Source organism: Companilactobacillus muriivasis, from assembly GCF_036246245.1.
GTDB classification, from domain to species: Bacteria; Bacillota; Bacilli; order Lactobacillales; family Lactobacillaceae; genus Companilactobacillus; species Companilactobacillus muriivasis.
Genome location: NZ_BTTQ01000010.1, coordinates 22,141 through 42,065, shown reverse-complemented (window position 1 = coordinate 42,065; position 19,925 = coordinate 22,141). Strand labels below are relative to the sequence as shown.

General features: G+C 37.4%; 20 protein-coding genes and 1 tRNA gene. 15 read left to right on the top strand and 6 right to left on the bottom strand.

What is annotated here, in order from left to right; genetic code table 11:
• Window position 1 precedes the first annotated feature (1 nt).
• The 7 genes from gatC (at window position 2) to AAA923_RS10875 (ending at window position 6,701) form a co-directional block, all read left to right on the top strand.
• On the top strand, window positions 2-301 hold the full coding sequence (gene gatC / locus AAA923_RS10905; protein ID WP_041500630.1) for an Asp-tRNA(Asn)/Glu-tRNA(Gln) amidotransferase subunit GatC: 300 nt from the start codon (window positions 2-4) through the stop codon (window positions 299-301).
• Complete coding sequence (gene gatA, locus AAA923_RS10900; RefSeq protein WP_338217065.1) at window positions 301-1,758, top strand: Asp-tRNA(Asn)/Glu-tRNA(Gln) amidotransferase subunit GatA; 1,458 nt, start codon at window positions 301-303, stop codon at window positions 1,756-1,758. Before gatC ends, gatA begins: the two co-directional genes overlap by 1 nt.
• Window positions 1,758-3,188 carry an Asp-tRNA(Asn)/Glu-tRNA(Gln) amidotransferase subunit GatB gene (gatB, locus tag AAA923_RS10895; protein WP_338217063.1) on the top strand — a complete coding sequence of 477 codons (1,431 nt, stop codon included), beginning with the start codon at window positions 1,758-1,760 and terminating at the stop codon, window positions 3,186-3,188. The genes gatA and gatB overlap by 1 nt, the downstream gene beginning before the upstream one ends.
• Window positions 3,189-3,200: 12 nt before the next feature.
• A complete protein-coding gene (locus tag AAA923_RS10890) occupies window positions 3,201-4,229 on the top strand; it encodes a diacylglycerol kinase (protein ID WP_338217062.1) in 1,029 nt (342 codons plus the stop codon).
• A 59-nt stretch (window positions 4,230-4,288) separates the two neighbouring features.
• Window positions 4,289-5,647, top strand: coding sequence for a 23S rRNA (uracil(1939)-C(5))-methyltransferase RlmD (gene rlmD, locus AAA923_RS10885; protein WP_338217060.1), 1,359 nt, complete (start codon window positions 4,289-4,291; stop codon window positions 5,645-5,647).
• Between the two features lie 559 nt (window positions 5,648-6,206).
• On the top strand, window positions 6,207-6,398 hold the full coding sequence (locus tag AAA923_RS10880; RefSeq protein ID WP_041500621.1) for a hypothetical protein: 192 nt from the start codon (window positions 6,207-6,209) through the stop codon (window positions 6,396-6,398).
• Between the two features lie 90 nt (window positions 6,399-6,488).
• Window positions 6,489-6,701, top strand: a complete 213-nt coding sequence (locus AAA923_RS10875; protein WP_338217057.1) for a helix-turn-helix domain-containing protein — start codon at window positions 6,489-6,491, stop codon at window positions 6,699-6,701.
• A 98-nt stretch (window positions 6,702-6,799) separates the two neighbouring features.
• Here AAA923_RS10875 and AAA923_RS10870 read toward each other — a convergent pair whose 3' ends face one another.
• The 5 genes from AAA923_RS10870 to AAA923_RS10850 are packed head-to-tail and all read right to left on the bottom strand — an operon-like array spanning window position 6,800 to window position 12,568.
• On the bottom strand, window positions 6,800-7,546 hold the full coding sequence (locus AAA923_RS10870; RefSeq protein ID WP_338217056.1) for a response regulator transcription factor: 747 nt from the start codon (window positions 7,544-7,546) through the stop codon (window positions 6,800-6,802).
• The gene (locus AAA923_RS10865; RefSeq protein WP_338217055.1) at window positions 7,547-8,893 is read right to left on the bottom strand and encodes a sensor histidine kinase; all 1,347 of its coding nucleotides are present in this window, start codon (window positions 8,891-8,893) and stop codon (window positions 7,547-7,549) included.
• 40 nt (window positions 8,894-8,933) lie between these two features.
• Entirely contained in the window at window positions 8,934-9,824 is an 891-nt protein-coding gene (locus tag AAA923_RS10860) for an alpha/beta hydrolase (RefSeq protein ID WP_435890177.1), read from the bottom strand.
• Window positions 9,825-9,829: 5 nt separating this feature from the next.
• Window positions 9,830-11,182, bottom strand: a complete 1,353-nt coding sequence (locus AAA923_RS10855; RefSeq protein ID WP_338217051.1) for a PTS transporter subunit EIIC — start codon at window positions 11,180-11,182, stop codon at window positions 9,830-9,832.
• A gap of 45 nt (window positions 11,183-11,227) precedes the next feature.
• Window positions 11,228-12,568 carry an APC family permease gene (locus AAA923_RS10850; RefSeq protein ID WP_338217049.1) on the bottom strand — a complete coding sequence of 447 codons (1,341 nt, stop codon included), beginning with the start codon at window positions 12,566-12,568 and terminating at the stop codon, window positions 11,228-11,230.
• Window positions 12,569-12,692: 124 nt separating this feature from the next.
• On the opposite strand from AAA923_RS10850, the gene AAA923_RS10845 reads away from it, so the two are divergent.
• The 5 genes from AAA923_RS10845 (at window position 12,693) to AAA923_RS10825 (ending at window position 16,023) form a co-directional block, all read left to right on the top strand.
• The gene (locus AAA923_RS10845) at window positions 12,693-13,688 is read left to right on the top strand and encodes a Gfo/Idh/MocA family protein (protein WP_338217047.1); all 996 of its coding nucleotides are present in this window, start codon (window positions 12,693-12,695) and stop codon (window positions 13,686-13,688) included.
• 1 nt (window position 13,689) lies between these two features.
• Window positions 13,690-14,916, top strand: coding sequence for a DEAD/DEAH box helicase (locus tag AAA923_RS10840; RefSeq protein WP_338217045.1), 1,227 nt, complete (start codon window positions 13,690-13,692; stop codon window positions 14,914-14,916).
• 47 nt (window positions 14,917-14,963) lie between these two features.
• Window positions 14,964-15,037, top strand: a tRNA-Arg gene (locus AAA923_RS10835).
• Window positions 15,038-15,330: 293 nt separating this feature from the next.
• On the top strand, window positions 15,331-15,465 hold the full coding sequence (locus AAA923_RS10830; RefSeq protein WP_338217044.1) for a hypothetical protein: 135 nt from the start codon (window positions 15,331-15,333) through the stop codon (window positions 15,463-15,465).
• A gap of 51 nt (window positions 15,466-15,516) precedes the next feature.
• The gene (locus AAA923_RS10825) at window positions 15,517-16,023 is read left to right on the top strand and encodes an acyl-CoA thioesterase (protein WP_338217043.1); all 507 of its coding nucleotides are present in this window, start codon (window positions 15,517-15,519) and stop codon (window positions 16,021-16,023) included.
• Between the two features lie 217 nt (window positions 16,024-16,240).
• Here AAA923_RS10825 and AAA923_RS10820 read toward each other — a convergent pair whose 3' ends face one another.
• The gene (locus AAA923_RS10820; RefSeq protein ID WP_338217042.1) at window positions 16,241-16,672 is read right to left on the bottom strand and encodes a MarR family transcriptional regulator; all 432 of its coding nucleotides are present in this window, start codon (window positions 16,670-16,672) and stop codon (window positions 16,241-16,243) included.
• Between the two features lie 158 nt (window positions 16,673-16,830).
• On the opposite strand from AAA923_RS10820, the gene AAA923_RS10815 reads away from it, so the two are divergent.
• The 3 genes from AAA923_RS10815 (at window position 16,831) to AAA923_RS10805 (ending at window position 19,638) form a co-directional block, all read left to right on the top strand.
• The gene (locus AAA923_RS10815; RefSeq protein ID WP_338217040.1) at window positions 16,831-17,280 is read left to right on the top strand and encodes a DUF3290 domain-containing protein; all 450 of its coding nucleotides are present in this window, start codon (window positions 16,831-16,833) and stop codon (window positions 17,278-17,280) included.
• 8 nt (window positions 17,281-17,288) lie between these two features.
• Complete coding sequence (locus tag AAA923_RS10810) at window positions 17,289-17,918, top strand: DUF421 domain-containing protein (protein ID WP_338217102.1); 630 nt, start codon at window positions 17,289-17,291, stop codon at window positions 17,916-17,918.
• 259 nt (window positions 17,919-18,177) lie between these two features.
• Window positions 18,178-19,638 carry a multicopper oxidase family protein gene (locus AAA923_RS10805; protein ID WP_338217038.1) on the top strand — a complete coding sequence of 487 codons (1,461 nt, stop codon included), beginning with the start codon at window positions 18,178-18,180 and terminating at the stop codon, window positions 19,636-19,638.
• The last annotated feature ends 287 nt before the right edge of the window (window positions 19,639-19,925 follow it).

Here is a 19,925-nt window from a genome sequence, read left to right as displayed (position 1 = left end):
AATGATTTCAAAAGATGAAATTTTACACGTTGCCACTTTGGCTAATTTAAAATTCCAAGATAATGAAGTTGACAGTTTTGTTGACCAACTAGATAAAATTGTTGGTATGGAAAGCAAATTATCATCAGTTGATACAACTGGTGTTGAACCAACTTACAATATGGCTGACACCAACTCTGTCTTCCGTGAAGATAAAGGTATCCATACTGAAACTAGAGAACAAATGCTTGAAAATGTTCCCGAAGTTGAAGATAACCTTATCAAAGTTCCAACGATTGTTGACAAGGAGGACGCTGAATAGTGGATATCAAGAAAGAAACAATTGCTTCTTTGCACGAGAAGTTAGTTAACAAAGATGTAACTGCCGAAGCTCTTACAAACCAAGCTTTAGACAATATCAAAGGTGATGCTGAAAAGCTAAATACTTTCATTACTGTCAATGACAAGGCAACTGAGGATGCTAAGAAAATTGACGCTGAAGGTGTAGACGGCTTATTAGCTGGTATTCCAGTTGGTATCAAGGATAATATCGTTACAAACGGCATTAAGACTACTGCCGCAAGTAAAATTCTTTACAATTTCATGCCTGTTTACAGTGCGACTGTTATGGACAAGTTAGCTGCTGCTGGCGCTATTAACGTTGGTAAGACTAACTTGGACGAATTTGCCATGGGTTCATCTACTGAAACTTCATACTATGGAACTTCAGTTAATCCTTGGGACTTCAGTCGCGTTCCTGGTGGTTCTTCAGGTGGTTCTGCTGCTGCCGTTGCCGCTGGTGAAGTTGTTGCTGCTCTAGGTACAGATACTGGTGGTTCAATCAGACAACCTGCTGCCTTCAATGGTATCTTTGGTATCAAACCAACTTACGGTCGTGTTTCTCGTTGGGGCGTTATTGCCTTTGCATCAAGTCTTGATCAAGTCGGTGTTATGTCAAAACGTGTCGAAGATTCAGCAACTGTTCTTTCAGTTATTGCTGGTCATGATGACAAAGATTCAACTAGTTCAGAAAAAGAAGTTCCAGATTACCGTGCTAACTTGAACAAAGATATGCATGGCGTTAAGATTGCCGTTCCTAAGGAATTCTGGCATGAAGGAACTCATCCTGACGTGCTTGATAACGTTAATAAAGCTCTTGATGCTTATAAGAAGATGGGTGCTACAGTCGAGGAAGTTAGTCTTCCAACATTGGAACATGCCGTTGAAGTTTATTATGTCCTAGCATCTAGTGAAGCCTCATCTAACCTTCAAAGATATGATGGTGTTAGATATGGTTACCGTGCTAAAGATGTTAAGAATATCAAAGACTTGTTCGTTAACTCTCGTTCAGAAGGTTTCGGTGATGAAGTTAAACGTCGTATCATGCTAGGTACTTTTGCTCTATCAGCTGGTGCTTATGATGCATACTTCAAGAAGGCTGCTGAAGTTAGAACAATCTTTATCAATGAAATGAATGATGTTCTAAAAGATTATGATTTAATTATGGGACCTTCAACAACAACACCAGCTTTCAAGATTGGTGAAAAAGTTGATGATCCATTGGCAATGTACATGAATGATATTTTGACAATTCCTGCTAACTTAGCTGGTTTGCCTGCTGCTTCAGTTCCTGCCGGTTTAGCTGACGGAATGCCAGTTGGTCTACAAATCATCGGTAAGCCATTTGCTGAACAAGATGTCTTCAATGCTGCTTATGCTTTACAAGAAGAAAATAAATTCTATGAACAAATACCAACTGCACTCAAGGGGGAAGACTAATGAATTTTGAAACAACTATCGGACTAGAAGTCCACGTTGAATTAAAGACTAAGTCCAAGATGTATAGTCCTTCACCAGTTGCTTATGGTGCTGAATCTAATATCAATACCAACGTTATTGACTTTGGTTTTCCAGGAACATTGCCAACTGTAAATAAAAATGCTTATCGTCTCGGTGTTATGGTCGGACTAGCTTTGAACGCTAATATCGAAAATCACACTCACTTTGATCGTAAGAACTACTTCTATCCAGATAATCCAAAAGCTTACCAAATTACTCAACAAGACAAACCATTGGGTCACGATGGCTACATCGAAATTGAAGTTGATGGCGAAAAGAAGAAAATCGGTATCGAAGAACTTCACGTCGAAGAAGATGCTGGTAAAAATACCCACGGTAACAACGGCTATTCATATGTCGATTTGAACCGTCAAGGTACACCTTTGATTGAAATTGTTTCAAAGCCTGACATGAAGTCTCCTGAAGAAGCTTATCAATATCTTGAAAATCTTCGTAAGATTATTCAATTTACTGGTGCTTCTGATGTTAAGATGGAAGAAGGTTCAATGCGTGTTGATACTAATATCTCAATCCGCCCAGTTGGATCAGATACATATGGTACCAAAGTCGAATTGAAGAACTTGAACTCATTCAACCACGTTAGATTAGGTCTAGCTTATGAAGAGAAACGTCAAGCTGCTATCCTTAAACAAGGTGGCACAATTGGTCAAGAAACAAGACGTTTTGATGAAAAATCTGGCGAAACATTCTTAATGCGTGTTAAGTCTGGTGCTGACGATTATCGTTACTTCCCAGAACCAGATCTACCAGATTATGAAATTTCACCAGAATGGATTGCTGAAATCAAAGCTAACTTGCCAGAAACAGCTGCTGCAAGACGTAACCACTACATCAATGAATTAGGAATTCCTGAGTATGATGCCGGCGTTTTGACAGATACTAAGGAAATGTCTGACTTCTTTGATGAAGCAGTGAGCTATGACGCTAATCCAAAACTAGTTTCTAACTGGTTGATGGGTGAAGTTAATGCTTACTTGAACGATAAGAAAATTGGTTTGCTTGATACTAAGTTGACACCTGAACATCTTGCTAAGATGATCAATTTGATTTCAAACGGAACGATTTCTTCTAAGATTGCTAAGAAGGTCTTCCAAGAAACTATCAGTAACGGAACAGAACCTGAGGAATGGGTTAAGTCTAAGGGACTTGTCCAAGAATCTGATCCAGCTGTTTTGAAGCCAATGATCTTAGAAATTCTAGATAATAATCAACAATCAATCGATGACTTTAAGAATGGTAAAGATCGTGCTGTTGGTTTCTTAGTTGGTCAAATCATGAAACAAACTCATGGTCAAGCTAATCCTAAGGTTGTTAATAAGATTTTGATGGCAGAGCTAAACAGTCGTTAGTGAGGGAAAGATATGCGAGCTAGACTTATATATAATCCAACTTCAGGTCACGAGACCATGAACAGTAATGTTGGAGACATTTTGAATATTATTGAAAAAGCTGGTTATGAGGCTAGTGCTTATCGAACGACACCGAAAAAAAACTCAGCTAAAGACGAAGCCAGACGTGTAGCAAAAGAGGGGTTTGACCTAGTTGTTGCTGCTGGTGGCGATGGAACAATCAATGAAGTTGTTAACGGGATTGCCGATTTAGACCACCGTCCTGAAGTGGCAATTATTCCGGCCGGAACAACGAATGATTATGCTCGTGCTTTGAAGATTCCACGTGATGATGTCGTCGAGGCTGCCAAAGTGATTTTGAAAGGTCAAAAATTACCAGTTGATATTGGACAAGCTGGTAAGAGTTACTTTATCAATATCGCTGGTGGTGGTTCAATGACCGAATTGACTTATGAAGTTCCTTCAGCTTATAAGTCAATCTTGGGTTACTTGGCCTACTTGGTAAAAGGTGCAGAATTGTTGCCTCGTATCAGTCCCATTGACATGCACATCGAATATGACGACGGTGTTTTTGACGGGAAAGCAACAATGTTTCTAATCGGATTGACTAATTCAATCGGAGGAATGGAACAAATTGCTCCTAACTCAGTCATTGGTGATGGAACCTTCTCATTGATTATCGTTAAAGAAACTAACTTGCGTGATTTAGTTCATTTGATTGCTCTAGTTCTAAACGGTGGTCGTCATGTTTATAATCCAAAAGTTATTTACACGAAGACTAAAAAAATCAGTGTTAAGGCTAACGATGAAAATCGTGTCATGGTCAACTTGGATGGTGAATATGGTGGGGATGCTCCGATGGAATTTACTAACTTGCATAACCATCTAAATATTTACGCCAACGTTGATTCGATTCCGCTCAAAGCAATGGATACTTCAAGTCTCAGTGAAAAAGATGCTGGCGAGAAGATTATCGAAGAAGAAAAGAACCTCGATTCAGATAAATCAGATAACGATAAAGAAAAAGAAACAGATAAATAAATAAGAATTAGGAAGTGTATCGATTTTGGACACTTCTTTTTTCTATGTATAGGTGAAAAATGGAAAAACCAAATTTGAAAAAGAACCAAGAAATAGAATTAGACATCCTTGATCTCTCATATGAGGGTAAAGGTGTTGCTAAAGTCGATGACTTCACATTGTTCGTTGACAATGCGTTGCCAGGTGAAAAAGTTAAGGCTGTTATCACACGTGTGAATAAGAACTTTGGCTTTGCTAAGACACTCGATGTTTTAGTTGAATCTCCTGACCGTGTTCACGATATCGACGCCGTCTACGCTCAAACAGGAATTGCTCCTTTGAGCCACTTGAAGTATGATAAGCAACTTGAATTCAAACACAACCAAGTCGTAACTGACTTTGATAAGATTGGCTTGAAAGATATTACTGTTAACGATACTTTGGGTATGGAATCACCATTCAATTACCGTAACAAGGCACAAGTACCAGTTCGCCAAATTAACGGCAAGTTGACTACTGGTTTCTATCGTCGTCGTTCACACGATTTAGTACCAATGGAAAACTTTTTGATTCAGGATCCTAAGATTGATGCTGAAATCATTCGTGTTCGTGATATTTTACGTAAATATAACGTTCGTGGTTTTGATGAACAAAAACAAAAGGGTCAAATCAAGACAATCATGGTCCGTCGTGCTTACTTTACAGGTGAAATGATGGTCGTTCTTGTTTCTAGAACACCTGATATTTCTCACTATAAGGACATTACTAAGGAAATCTTGAGCAATCCTGAGATTAAGTCAGTCTTCTTGAACATCAATTCTAAGAATACTAACGTTATTCTTGGTCAAAAGATGACATTGCTTGGTGGTAAAAAGTATATTGATGATGAAATTTTGGGACACAAGTACCGTATTTCACCAAAATCTTTCTATCAAGTTAACCCTGTTCAAACTCAAAACCTTTACAAACTTGCAATTGATAAGGCTGAATTGACAGGTAAGGAAAATGTTGTCGATGCTTATTCAGGAATTGGTACAATTGGACTTTCATTAGCTAACAAGGCTAAGCACGTTACTGGTATCGAAATTATCGAAGATGCCGTAAAAGATGCTGACCAAAATGCTAAATTGAACAATATTACTAATACTGACTTCATCGTTGGTAAGACTGAAGATGTCTTGAATGACTGGGCTAAGAACGAAGTCTCAGTTGACGTATTGATGGTTGATCCTCCACGTAAAGGTTTGGCTAATTCATTGATTGATTCATTGAAGAACATCAAACCAAAGCGCATCGTTTATATCAGTTGTAATCCTGCTACTTTGGCACGTGATTTGGAACTATTGAGCGATACATACGAAATTGGCGATGTAACTCCTGTTGATATGTTCCCAATGACTAACCATATTGAATGTGTTACTCAACTTACTTTGAAATAGTTTTATGACTGCCGTCGGAGTGGGACAGTGATTCCGCCGCGGTGGACCGGTGCGAGCCTTGGTCTCGCGCCTCGATTTTAAGCCTTGCAGGTTCGGCAAGGCTTAAAATACGTCAGTTGTGTAAGAGCTGAAGCTCTAACACAACTCTCACCGCAGGCTCCATCACTGTCCCACTCCGACTAATGTATTTCTTGGTTGGTAATAATATTAAAATAAATAGCATTCTTATCATCAGTTTACCTGTTGGGAAGAATGCTTTTTTTTCGCTCTCAGTTTTTCTAGGAATATTAATTACTTTATTATTGAGGATTTGAATAATAGTAATTGTATGACTGATAGACTAATATTGAATTGAATATTAAACTAGCCGGAGGTTTCGAGGATGAAACCCGCAGTGGGTGTGGTATTAGGGCGAGTGAATTTCTCGTTCTTACACCACAGGACGCTTTTGAGACGTGGTTTTCGGCTCAAAAACGAGGATCGAGACCGTACTTTGTCTCGAACCGGTCCACACAGCAGGATTCATCCTCGAAACTGGAGGCGACAGAGGACAAACACTATGAAATTAATTTTTGGAATCGGTGCTATTTTAATTGGTATTTGGCAAGTTTATGTTTCAAAACAATATTTTAATAATCTCAAGAAACAATCTAGTCCACTGATTTTTGCCTTAATTGCTACGATCGCTAGTTTGGCTTTTGCGGCTGTTTTGTTGGTTTATGGTGTTCAAACTTTGATTTCTTTACGTTAATCGGGAAAAACGATACGTTTAAAGATACTTTATGTTTTGGTTATTATTTCTGAAATATAATATTGTTAGTAGTAAGAATTGAGGGATACCATGGAGCATGAAAAAGTTTTCTTAGGTGATAACCTGAGAAGTTGTCGAAAAAATTGTAATTTATCAGAACGCGAAGTTTCTAAGATGTTGCATGTTGATATTACGACGATTTCAAAATATGAACACAACACTAGAACTCCCGATATCTATATGATGATGCGATTCGCTGACGTTTATGAAGTCAGTTTGGACAAATTAGTTGGAAGAAAATAAACGGATACTTAACCTTTAAAGGTTAGGTATTTTTTTGAATATAATCCTAAAAAGGACTCATCAAATGTTTGTATGCATTTGGTGAGTCCTTTATTTAATTAGTCTTTGTTGGAAAGCAGTTTGGTTAATTCTTTATTCTTTCTAAACGAGACTTCACAGGTTGATCCGTCGGTGAATGACAGTGTTCTTGAGTGGCTGTCATATGTCGTCGCGTTTTCTAAGTTGACTAAATAACTGCGGTTGCAACGGAATAGGTTGGGGTAGTCGGTTTCGAAAGTATTTAGTGAGCCGTTGAATTCGGCCAGTTGATTTTTGGTGATGATAAATATTCGACCAGGGACGTCTTTTTGCGTGTAGAGCATGATAATGTCGTCCATCATGATTGAAAAATAACGGCTGCCAATCTTGTAATCTAAGAGATTTTTTGACGAATGGCTATATTTCTGAAGATTGTTTTTTGCCATTTCAATATCGTCAGTGATTCGATGTTTGATTTCATCTAGGCCTTTATTTTTCAAAATGTAATCCATCGGAGCAATCTTGCGTTCCAGTGTGGTTAGAGATAATTCGTCGTGGGTCGTGATGAAAACAATTTGAGCCATTGGAGCATCTCTACGAACTCTTTCCGCAATATTTAAGCCGGCCATTTTGTCATCGTTAATTTCCATATCTAAAAAATAGAGACCTTGTTCTTGAGGCGTGTAATCTTGGTAAAATTTCTCGACTGAATCGGAGATTGATTTTAATTCAAGATTGGCATCATTGATCAAAATACCATTTCTAATAAATTCAGCGTATTTCTGGCATTGAATGGAGTTATCTTCGAGTAAATAAACTGGGAACACTTAATCACCCCCTACAATAATTAATGTCATCAACAGATGGCTATGGATAATTTTAGTTTCTAAGTATAGATTATCAGTTTCCGAGATCAAACGGCGCGTATTTGATAAACCAAATCCAGGATGGTTAGTTTTAGTCGTATAACCTGTCTGGAATAGGTCTTTGAAATTTAAATTTCCCTTGATGGGATTGTCGATAGTTATTTCAGTAACATTGTCAGCTTGAGTAATGGCACAGGTGACATCTTTTTCGGAGATTGTTTGAACGTATTCAAAAGCATTATCCAAAAGAATGCCTAGAATTCTGACGATAATTAAAATTTCTGTTGTGAAATGATAATGGTCCTGATTCAATTCTATTTGAAAATTAATATTCTGACTTCTTGCTAGGAAAAACTTTTGAATTAATATTCCGCGAATCGCGTCACTGTCGATAGCTTGGACTTGGGCGATATTTCCACTGTCAGTTGGCAATAACTTGGCTTGAGATTGCACGATATCTTGATAATATTGTTTCAATTCAGAAGAGTCACTTTGATCGACAAAGGTTTTCATCGATAACATAATATTTTGAAAGTCATGCTTGAACTTGCGTATATCGGTATATTGCTGGCGGACACTGATTAGATAATCGTTCAATTGCTTGTTATAAATGACTTTAGCTTGGGCTTGGCGCTGAATGGCGATAGTTTTAACAAAGAAAATTAATTGGCGATATGTCAAAGTAATGATTACTGTGAAAACTACTAGAATAATGGCCTGTATTGTCGCTGTAACGGATTGTAAGTCACTGACTAGTAGAATTACGATGAAGGCCACAAAGACGCTGAAAGACATCGTAAAGACCCTTCTACCAAGATGATACTGTTCGACTTGAATCCATAACTTTACAACGGCAGGTCGATAGTGATTGACTAATAATAGAAAAAAGATGATGTAAATTGCGTTTATTACCAAGGAAACGAGGATAAAATTCTGTTGGAATTCCTCTAAAATTTGTAATTTCCACTCATTGAGGGCAACAAAAAAGATAATTCTAGACGTATAGGTTCCTAGACTGAACAAGACGGTTTCCACATTAGCCGCCATAACTAGTGAAATCGACTTTTGCATATCTAACGTCTTGAATTTATTCCAAGCCAAATTGCACAACAAGATAAAGCAGACGAATAATAAAATAAAAATATCGTCGACAAATAATCCGATATAACCAAATATTAAAGAAACAGCTACATCGGATATTAAATGTCCTATATTAAATGAATTTAAAAAGTAGCGGTGCATTTGTAAAATTGCAAATAGCACGAAGAAATTCGCTACAAAACTTAGTTGCCAATCTATATATACCATACGCTAATTGTATTTAAAAATTTGACGTAATACAAGCTAATTATGGTTGAGGATTAGGGACTTTCTTATTAGTTTGACTGTTGCCGGAGTTATTTATACCATTTCCAACAATGTACTGATGGAAGATGTCGATAAATTGAGTATTGGCAATCATATCCGAATGCTGAGCTTTGTCACCAGTGAGGGTGATCAATGTATAACGTTTGATGTGACCTTCGTAAATATATTTACCAGCATCGACACTGCCGAGTGGGACAATTCCATCATCCGTGTACAGTTGTGTACCAGCGACTGAATAGTAAGTTAGATCAGTTGGAATCTTGCTACGATCTTTAACTAAATCGTTCAACATCTGTGTTCGATTGGAGGTATTCTTTTCTTCAAAGTTATAGGGCGTACCAACGGTTAACATTTGATTGACTGTAATTGTGGAGTCATCAAAGTAATGTTCCAAGAAGTAAGTCCAAATCAAACCACCATTTGAGTGTCCAAAGGCATTGAAATTATTGAAACGATAACGAGCTTTGAGTTTATTAAAAGCTAGATTGAACCAAGCAGCCTGTTTTTTGATATTGGCATAGCCGTCTTTATTATTTTCAAAACCCACGACAATAAAGGGACGTGTGTCATTGGGGCGAATGCTGCCGGTATAGGTGATAGTGTCATTTGTATGGACAGTCATTTTGAGCAAACTGTGATGTTCGCCGTATTGTCGATTAACTGTTTTGACCAAATCATCAAAACGATTGGCCGTCGCACTGCTACCGGGAATCATAATGACAGGTGACATTGGTGAGTTGTAACGTCCAGCTAAAGTCGTAACGTTGCTCTTGGTCCATAGATATGATGGTATGCCAAGCAGAATCAAGATAATTCCTAAACTTAACAGATATTTGAAGTTTTTATTCTGTCTTAAATTACGTAATTGCATCCGCATTAGACTTCACCTTCTTCAATACCGGGATTGTCTAATAGTTTGACCTTAGCGGCCATTTTAACGAAAGGCATGTAGATGTATACCGAAATAATTATCGCTAGGATAGAGAATCCTAGCGCCTGCCAGCTACCATTGGTACCGATGAAGGCAATCAGAGGTCCTGGGGTTCCAATTGGGACAGGGTAAACACTTGGTGGCATCAGATGTAACGTGATAGCGAGTGCTGCCATCAACATATTAGCCAAGGGGGCTAATAGAAATGGAATGAGAAAGATAACGTTGAATAATACAGGCATACCCGTCATAACGCCGCTACTCATATTGAAAACACTTGGTATCATTGCCCAACGAGCCACAGTTTGAAAATCTTTATCCTTGGAAATAATTAGAATAGCGATGATCAGACCAAGGATTGAACCAGTCCCGCCGTATGTTGCGAAAGCATGATATAACGTTGAACTAGTAAATGGATTAGGAGCGTTCCAAGCGGTGTGTTTTTGAAGAGCATAATTCAAATTGATGGTTGATAAGACGTCCATTTTTTCAACACCGAGGGCAGAGTAAGTACCTGACCAACCGAAGAATGACATGATTAATGTATAGATAGAAAAAATCAAGGTTTTAGCCAACTGTGTCCAATTATTTTTGGAAGTGTATTCCGTGGAAAGGGCATTGATAAAGTTGCCTGGTGCTTCTGAATAATAAGTTACATTGATTAGAGTACTGAAAATCATTGCAATAATTAATGAAACAATAATTGGTTTCAAGGAAATGAAAGTTCTTTCCAAAATACTGGTAGCTTGTTTTCCACTTTCAAAATTAGGGGCGGGACGACTGAGTTTCTTGAAAAGCCATCCGATAAGCATACCGGCAATAATAGCAAATAAGAGCCCACGCATACCCAACATATCAGGATGGAATGAGAAAGGCTGCACCTTTGAATAAGCGTAATCCATAATCAAAAGGGAACTGATACCCGTGAGACCGGCTAATTGATCGTCACGGTGATAATATTTAGCCGTATATTTGGCCGCACCAAAGATAGCGATAACTGACACCCAACCGAGTGACATGTTGTACAGTCCGTTAGCGATATTTTCAATTAAACGATAAAAGAAGTCGTTCCCAAATGTTGGGAAAACATCAGTTAGAAAGCCTTCTTTACCGATGACAACTGTTTGAATAATTTTTATAAAACTTCCGAATAAAGCAAAAGGAAAGATTAATAATAAAGTTCGTTGAATAATTCGATAAATTAATAACTTCTGAATCTTTAAAGTCCCTCGAACCAACCATTCCTCAAACTTACTGTTGAATTGAACTTTCATGAAAACACCTGCTATTCGTTTCAAATAATATCCCACGCAAATTATAACCTTGAAAAAAAAAAGCCGCCATCAAAGCGACCTTTTTTTATGAAAATAATGAATATAATAAATTGGAAGACCGAGTAATGTGATTCCGATACCCATAAATGCCAGTCCAGGTTGGCGTATCAAGGTTGAAATGATGATATATCCGCCACCGAGTAGGGCAATAATTGGTGGAAGTGGATAAAAGCTAATCTTGTAAGGACGTTCCAATTCGGGCTCATTGCGACGTAAAATGAATACACCGATGAACATCATCATTGAAAAAATCCACATAACGAAAACTAGCATATCGGTTAGGTAATCGAAGCTACCCATAAAAATCATAATAATGGCGATAATTGTTTGAACGATTCCGGCATTAGCGGGAACACGAGTTTTATTAGTCAATTTACCGAAGAATTTTGAGAAAACAATTTCGTCGTCGGTACCAAGCACATAGCTGACACGTGAACCAGTCATTGTATAGCCATTAACGGATCCAAAGACGGAAATTAAAATACCGATTGTAACAATCTTTCCACCAATATCACCGAAAATTTTAATAGCAGCTTCGGAAGCGGCGTTTTGATTGCCTGGGATCAAATGGAATGGTAATGATTTGATGAAAACAAAACTGATCAAGACGTAAATTAAAGTGATAAAGAATAGTCCTACAATAATTGATTTAGCTAAGTCTTTCTCAGGTTTCTTCATCTCACCAGCCAAATTACCAACGTTCATCCAGCCATCAAAAGCAAACATTGTGGCTAATAGTCCTCCACCCATTGATGACCAAAAGTCGGGATGACTTCCAGATGTCACAGGGAAGAGTGATACGGGATGTGTTGCTGGTGTGAAAATTCCCACAACGATAATTAAAACAATTGGAATCAATTTAGCGATTAGAGCAATTGATTGAATTCTTCCACCAACTTTGGCACCTAAAAGATTGACGGCAAATAAAAAGACTGCCAAGGTGATAGCGATGGGAATTTGCCAAACGTGTGGGATGTTGCAAAGGTTCAACACTTGTGTAGCAAAGATTATGGATAGTGCGGAAATTCCAGCGGGATAATAAATGACTGACTGTGCCCAAGCTAGTAAGAAAGCAGGGACTTTTCCGTAAATATATTCAATGTATTTGTAAATTCCACCGGCAACGGGTAGTGCTGAAGCTAATTCAGCCACGGTTAAACCAGCATTGATGGTAATAAAACCAGCCAGTAGCCAGACGAAAATAGTCAAACTAGCTGATCCAGTAGCGGCTGTAACACTGGAGATTTTGAAGAATACTCCACCCCCGATTACAAGGCCCATTACTGTTGATAGCGCTGGAAAGAATCCTAAATCTCTTTTCAGGCTAAATTTGTCTGTTTCATTATTCATTGAAAAAAAGTACTCCCCTCAAAAGGTATAAAACAAAATTATATACCATATTATTAAATTTCGAGTATTTTTTTGTTGGTAATTACGCTTACATATCAGTAAAATTAAATACAGAGGTGATTTTATGATTAGTTTAGGAATAATAGGAACAAACTGGATCACAGAACAATTTATTAAAGCAACGGATGAAACCAAAACTTTTGCTTTAACAAACGTTTACTCACGTACAGAAGCGAAAGCTGAAAGCCTTATTGAAGATTTGAAGAAGAAAGATATTGATATTAGTACAGATTTAACTGCTTTCTTTAAGAAAGATTTCGATACAGTCTACATTGCTTCACCAAATGGATTACATTTTGCTCAAGCTAAACAGGCTTTGGAAAATGGTAAGAATGTTATCGTTGAAAAGCCTAGTACTTCAACAATCAAAGAGTTTAGTTTATTGGACGATTTGGCTCACAAAAATGGTCTCTATTTATTTGAGGCAGCTAGACATATTCATGAACCAATCTTTAAGAAGATTGAGGAAATTGTTGATAAGAATCGGGAAAAATTAAGTGGTGCTAGTTTTTCTTATATGAAATACTCGAGCCGTTATGACGCCTACTTAGCAGGCAAGAATCCTAATATTTTCACAACTAAGTTCTCTGGTGGGGCTTTATATGACTTAGGAGTTTATACGGTTTATGACGCCGTTGTATTATTCGGTCAACCAGAAAAAGTTGATTACGATGCTGAATTTCTAGCATCCGGAGTCGATGGCAGTGGTGCTTTAACTTTGAAATATCCTAACTTTGATGTCAATATTATTATCGGTAAGACAAAGAATTCTTACATGTCATCCGAAATTTATTTTGGCCGCGACACCTTATTGTTAGATAATGGTGGGGATATCAGTCATTTAGATTGGGCCGACGATAATAAGAATATTACTGATGTACCAGCTTTGAAGGCTGAAAATCCAATGGATTCTGAGGCTAGTGAGTTTGCTAGAATAATGACCGAAAAGGATCAAGCAACTTATGATAAACTATTAAAATACGCCAGAACGGTAAATAGAATTCTAGAGCAAGCAAGAACAAGTGCCGGTATTGTTTTTGATGCAGATGAGGAAAAATAAATTGGAAATACCAAAATTATATCAAGACTACTTTAAAGCAAATCAATTTGAAACATTAACTAAGATTCAAGAGGCTGTCTACATGCCTTTCAAAGAAGGTAAAGATTTAGTAGCTATGGCACCAACAGGTTCAGGTAAGACATTAGGTTTCGTGATGCCAATGCTAGAAACCTTGGTTCCTAAAGACGGACTCCAAGTTTTGATCTTGGAACCTTCACAAGAATTAGCCATGCAAGTTCGTGATGTTATTCAACCACTTGCTAAGTTAATTGACTGTAAAGTTCAAGCTTTGACAGGTGGTGCTAATCCCACACGTCAATTGAAGAAATTGAAAGAAAAGCCTGAAATTATTGTTGCTACATTAGGACGATTGAACGAATTAGTTGAATCTCGTAAAGTTAAATTAGGTAAAATCAATACAGTTATCGTCGATGAAGCCGATGAAATGTTGAACGAATCAAAACTTGAGAGTGTTCGTAGTACAATTTCACAAATGCCAGCTGATGTTCAAATGACTTTCTTCTCAGCTACTGGCAACGATATTTTCCAAGACATGCACAAGTGGTTTGGAAAAGATTTCTTAGTAATCGATCAACGAAATGATACTAGTTATACAGCCGGTATCAAACATTATTTTGTGGATGCCAATAATGAATTTATTAAGAACGCAATCTTAAGAGAATTAGCTCATAACAAGAAATTCTTGGGTATCGTCTTCTTCAGTAATTCACGTTCACTTCACAAGGCTATCAGTGACATGAACCACAATAAGACTAACTTTGTAGCATTGGACAGCAAGATGTCTTCTCAACAACGTAAAACGGCGCTACAACTATTCTCAACTAAGAAAGTTAACTTGATGTTAACAACTGATGTAGCGGCTCGTGGTATGGATATTGATGATATTAATATGATTGTTAATTACATGATGCCTCGTGATGACAGTGAATATATTCACCGTTCAGGTCGTACAGGTAGAATGGGTAAGAGCGGTAACGTAATTACTTTTGGTAACAGCCATGATATGAGAAACTTGCAAGATATGGTCGAAGCTAACATTACTAAGGCTTATGTTGACCACGAAGGTAAGCTTTCAAAGAAACCTGTTTTTGACAAGACTAAGCGTCATAACGCTACGAAACCACAAGAAAAGACAAGCAAACCTAAGAAACGTTTACGTGATCAAAAGAATAAAGGTAAGCGTAATTTCCATAAGAAACAAGATTAATTTAGTATCTGCACACTTTTTGAGTTAGAATAAGAAGTGTGTTTTATGGTCCCTTGGCCCAGTTGGATAGAGCAACTGCCTCCTAAGCAGTAGGTCCCCGGTTCGATTCCGGGAGGGATCAGTTATCAGACGATAAATTAAAAATAAGCCGTAATCAATTGTTGATTATGGTTTATTTTTTCAAATATTAATTGGATGGCCGTCTACAGAGCTGAGACCATTTACCTGCTATACGGACCGGTCCGAGCCGAAGGGCGGTCTCGGACCTCGATTTTGAGTTTCGCAAAGTACGCGAATCTCAAAACTCGCCCGGTGGTGTAATGGCTAAAGCCATAACGCCACACCCACAGCAGGTAAATATTCTCAGTTCTTCCGACTAATGGAATTTCCACTATAAAAATAGAATCTGATTTAATGAAAAAGCCATCAATCCATTCTGAGTCAGATACTTATAATTTAGAAAACATTTTGGCTAAGAAAGAAATTGAATCTGGACAGTTGAAAAAATTTAAGTCTATTGACGAATTATGGAATGATTTAAACGATTAGGCATTTTTTTTAAAATAGAATTTATATTAGTAAAATAAAGGCGGTCAAATAATGGAAACAATCAAATGTAGTCAAACACTTTCAATCAGTAATCATCGGGTATTTTCATCTGATTTGAATGAACATAATACAGTTTTTGGTGGCAGAACGTTAATGACCATCGATGATAATTCATCCATAGCGGCGTCACGTGTAGCCAGAATTGAGACGGTTACTGCTTCTATTGATCAAGTAAACTTCATATTGCCATTTGGACTACAAGATTCAATGTGTACCGAATCTTACGTTTCAGGTGTCGGAAGTCGTTCTATCGAAGTTTTCACTAAGATTATCGGTGAACATTTGAAGACTGGTAAAAGATTTTTGGGATTGACATGTTTTTCAACCTTCGTTGTAACGGATAAAAGTGTTGTTTTACCGGGAATTGTTCCAGATAATGATGAAGCAGAATATGTTTGTAGCGGATATCATGAAAGACAGGCTGAAAGATTGACTAAGTTAATGAAACAAGAGAAGTTTAATCAGAATATTAGTTTGAAGTTTCCTTGGCAAGATTAAGAGAGGGCGGAGGGCGACCGCTTAGATTCCGAGCATTCTCCTAGCTTCACGAATTACGCACCGTTTTTGTGCGTGATTTGTGAGGCGTGGAGAAGCACAGGAATCTGTCGCCCGTAGCCCGTTTTAGAGCCACTGCCTATATTTATAAGAGAAACCAAAAGAGAGCCAGTAATCACAAAAAGTGTGTTTACTAGCTCTCTTTTTTTTTAAAATTAGTTTAATCTTCAGCTTGAGTATTGGTATTTAAAATCATGTCTCTCAAAGCCAAAAAGTCAGAATTACTGAAAAATTCATTTAAAACATCATTAACGACAATAGATGCTTCTTTAAAATGTTTGATACCAGAGTTGGTAATCTTCAAACAGACTTCCTTTTGATTATCGTCACTGTGATAGCGCACGATAGGCTTGCAATCCTTATTCTCTAGTCGAACCGCCATACGTGAGACAGCAGCGGAACTGAGTTCCAATGAATTTTTAATTTCTAACAGACTTGCTTTGGAATCGTATTGATCATAGAGATAATGGAGAAAACTAAATTCGACAGGTGATAAATCGTATTTAATCAGAGCTTTTTCCAACTTGATTTGAATGTCATTTTCGAAGTGCTTCATATTTAACCAAGTGCAGAGATTGGAATTATTATCCAAAATAATCACTCCTTATAAAAATTTTTAACTTTCATGTATTATGAAACTTATCTGTTGCGTTCGCAAGCAAAGAAGACTAGGAATGTTCAAACTCATATGCGTTATAGAGAATGCTTTTTTGCTATACTGGACGTAGAAAAATAGACGAGGGGATTTATATGAATTTTTATTCTTATCAATATTTAATTGACCATAATAATGAGCCTAATTTCTTATTTATTATAGGAATTATAGTTTTGGCTGCGGCCATCTTTATTACAAGTCTTTTGTATTTTAGAAATCGTTCGAATAATAAATATCGAGATCTGCTGATAATTTTTGCCTTAGGAATAATTTTATTTATTGGTATAAATTACAATAATTATGAGCAACAACTCGACGTTAACAACAAGACTAATCAAACTTTGGAGCTGATGCGTTCGGTTGCTAAGGACAAGAAGCTATCAACGAAGAATCTTTATTCGAATAGTTCCAGTCTGAATGAAGGCATGTTGATTAAGTCGGGCGACAATATTTATCGGGTCAGTTTCGAAAACAATCAGAGTAGTTATACGCTGACGAAAGCTAGTATTATCAGCTCCCAAAGGATTCAACTAATTAACAAGTAGGTGAAAAAATAGTTCTGTCGTATGGAGATTTAACTTTAAAATTTATTATCGGATTCCTTTTCATGGTTTTGCAGATAAATCTATTTGGTCGAGGAAATATTGCCCCAACCAGTGCGATTGATCAGCTTCAAAACTACGTTCTTGGTGGAATTGTCGGTGGTATGATTTATAACTCCAGTATCACAATTCTACAATTTTCACTCGTTTTACTAATTTGGACAATGGTAGTGTTTGTTGCTAAGTTTCTGACTAATCACAATAATTTGTTCAAAAAGGTGATTGAAGGAACACCACAGTTAATTATCAAAAATGGAAAAATTGACGTTAATCTAGCGTTACGTAACGGTCTATCGGCCAATGATTTGTCGTTTAAACTGCGACAAGCTGGGGTTATGGATGTTAGAAATGTTAAACGTGCGGTCTTCGAACGTAACGGTCATTTGACTTTAGTTATGAAAAATGAGGACAGTATTAAATATCCAATTATCTTGGATGGCAAGATTGATGCCGACGAATTAAGCAGTATTCACAAAGATGATGAGTGGCTCGAAGATGAATTAAAAAAGCGTAATTTAGATGTAGCAGAAGTTTATATGGCTAATTATATTGATAACCAGTTAATTATTTATGAATACTAAATATTCCGTAATCGCATACAATTGGGCTTAACTGTATTAAAATGGAGTCGTATCAAAAATTTGGTGGTGATAACATGGCAGGTGGATCTAAAGTATTCTCTGTTCTCATGCTAATTTTTTATGCAATTTTATTGTATTTTGTCTTCGCTGATAAAAATATGATTGCGATGTATATGATGGCTATTGGCATGTTTGTAGAGGCTTTAGTAAATTGTATTTTCACGTTTCGATCAAAAACTAAATAGGGTGGCGATTATAAATGTCAGAATCACAAGTTTACACGGATTATTTTTTTGATGAACCAGTATTTGATTTGCACGATGGTGGGTATGTTCCACTAGAAAAGGCCGATGTACCAGATAAGCCTTTGAATATTCCTGCTGCTTTGAAACCTGATAAGGTGGATGGCAACGATGTCTATTACACAATTACTGCACAGGAGGGTGAAACTCAAATTTTGCCTGGTGCTAAAACTAAGACTTGGGGCTACAATGCCTCATTGCTTGGTACTACGATTGTTTTAAAGCAGGGTGTTCACTATCATGTACATCTAGTAAATAAATTGCCAGAAGTTACTACTTTCCACTGGCATGGACTAAATGTTACCGGACCAATTGTTGATGGTGGCCCACATGCTCCAGTTTATCCAGGTGGCAGTCGTGATATTGACTTTACCTTGGATCAACCAGCTCAAACTGATTGGATTCACCCACATCCATGTCCAAATACAGCTCGCCAGGTTTGGAACGGTTTGGCTGCAGCGGTCGTTGTGACTGATGATGAAGAAGCTAAATTACCTTTCCCAAGAAATTATGGTGTTGATGATATTCCCGTTATTTTACAAGATAGAAGTTACCACGATAATCAACTAGATTACAAAGCTGATTATGATATGGATGGTACTTTGGGTAAATATGCGCTTGTTAACGGCACAATTAATGGTGTCTTCAACGTTACAACTCAAAGAGTTCGTCTGAGAATTTTGAATGGTGCCAACCGTCGTGAGTGGAGATTACATTTTGACGATGAGCATGAATTTACTCAAATTGCTTCAGATGGTGGTACAATGCCTGAACCAGTTAGAATGACTAAATTGATGTTAACTTGTGCTGAACGTGCTGAAGTTATTCTTGATTTTGGCGATAAGAAGCCTGGCGATGTAGTGACATTGATGACTGACGATATGCCAATTATGAAGTTTAAGATTGGTGATTATAAACGTGAAGATGTTGAATTGCCAGAACACCTTACAACTATTGATGCACCAAAGGTTACTCCAGAACTACCCGTTACACGCACCGTTATGTCAGGTATGGATGATAAAGTTCGTCTTGATGGCAAACTCTTTGATATGCAACGAATCGACCGGAAACAAAAGATTGGCGATACAGTACTTTGGGACGTTGTTAATACTAATGATATGAACGGCGGTATGATTCACCCATTCCACATGCATGGTTGCCAATTCCTAGTTCTCAGTCGAAATGGCAAAGCTCCATATCCTAATGAACATGGTTGGAAAGATACCGTTGGTGTCAATGCTGGTGAAACTGTCAGAATTGCCGTTCAATTCACTAAGTTTGGCGTTTACATGTATCACTGTCATATTCTTGAACATGAAGATACTGGTATGATGGCTCAAATTGAAGCTTATGATCCTAATGAAAAGCACGAATATCACTTGATCAGTATGGACGAAATGCAACATCCAACTAAATAGTCTTTGGTATTAAAGGACTGCCGCCTCCGGGTGACTGAGATTTCAGCCTGCTGTGGGACCGGCTCGAGCCAGAGTGCGGTCTCGAGCCTCGATTTTGAGCCGAAGTTCACGTCTCAAAATTCGTCCTATATTGTAACGGCAATGCCGTTACAATACATCTCACTGCTGGCTGAATCTCAGTCACCCGGAGGCTAGGGTGTTCTTTAATAGCTTGATATTTTTTGATATTGATTTCCATAGTATTGATATATAAATTTAAATAAAATTCAAAAACCAACCTCATTATT

What these genes read in the sequence shown, in the direction of transcription:
- gatC (WP_041500630.1), top strand. Translation starts at nt 2, where the DNA reads ATGATTTCAAAAGATGAAATTTTACACGTTGCCACTTTGGCTAATTTA.
- gatB (WP_338217063.1), top strand. Translation starts at nt 1,758, where the DNA reads ATGAATTTTGAAACAACTATCGGACTAGAAGTCCACGTTGAATTAAAG.
- AAA923_RS10890 (WP_338217062.1), top strand. Translation starts at nt 3,201, where the DNA reads ATGCGAGCTAGACTTATATATAATCCAACTTCAGGTCACGAGACCATG.
- rlmD (WP_338217060.1), top strand. Translation starts at nt 4,289, where the DNA reads ATGGAAAAACCAAATTTGAAAAAGAACCAAGAAATAGAATTAGACATC.
- AAA923_RS10880 (WP_041500621.1), top strand. Translation starts at nt 6,207, where the DNA reads ATGAAATTAATTTTTGGAATCGGTGCTATTTTAATTGGTATTTGGCAA.
- AAA923_RS10875 (WP_338217057.1), top strand. Translation starts at nt 6,489, where the DNA reads ATGGAGCATGAAAAAGTTTTCTTAGGTGATAACCTGAGAAGTTGTCGA.
- AAA923_RS10865 (WP_338217055.1), bottom strand. Translation starts at nt 8,893, where the DNA reads ATGGTATATATAGATTGGCAACTAAGTTTTGTAGCGAATTTCTTCGTG.
- AAA923_RS10860 (WP_435890177.1), bottom strand. Translation starts at nt 9,824, where the DNA reads ATGCAATTACGTAATTTAAGACAGAATAAAAACTTCAAATATCTGTTA.
- AAA923_RS10850 (WP_338217049.1), bottom strand. Translation starts at nt 12,568, where the DNA reads ATGAATAATGAAACAGACAAATTTAGCCTGAAAAGAGATTTAGGATTC.
- AAA923_RS10845 (WP_338217047.1), top strand. Translation starts at nt 12,693, where the DNA reads ATGATTAGTTTAGGAATAATAGGAACAAACTGGATCACAGAACAATTT.
- AAA923_RS10830 (WP_338217044.1), top strand. Translation starts at nt 15,331, where the DNA reads ATGAAAAAGCCATCAATCCATTCTGAGTCAGATACTTATAATTTAGAA.
- AAA923_RS10825 (WP_338217043.1), top strand. Translation starts at nt 15,517, where the DNA reads ATGGAAACAATCAAATGTAGTCAAACACTTTCAATCAGTAATCATCGG.
- AAA923_RS10815 (WP_338217040.1), top strand. Translation starts at nt 16,831, where the DNA reads ATGAATTTTTATTCTTATCAATATTTAATTGACCATAATAATGAGCCT.
- AAA923_RS10805 (WP_338217038.1), top strand. Translation starts at nt 18,178, where the DNA reads ATGTCAGAATCACAAGTTTACACGGATTATTTTTTTGATGAACCAGTA.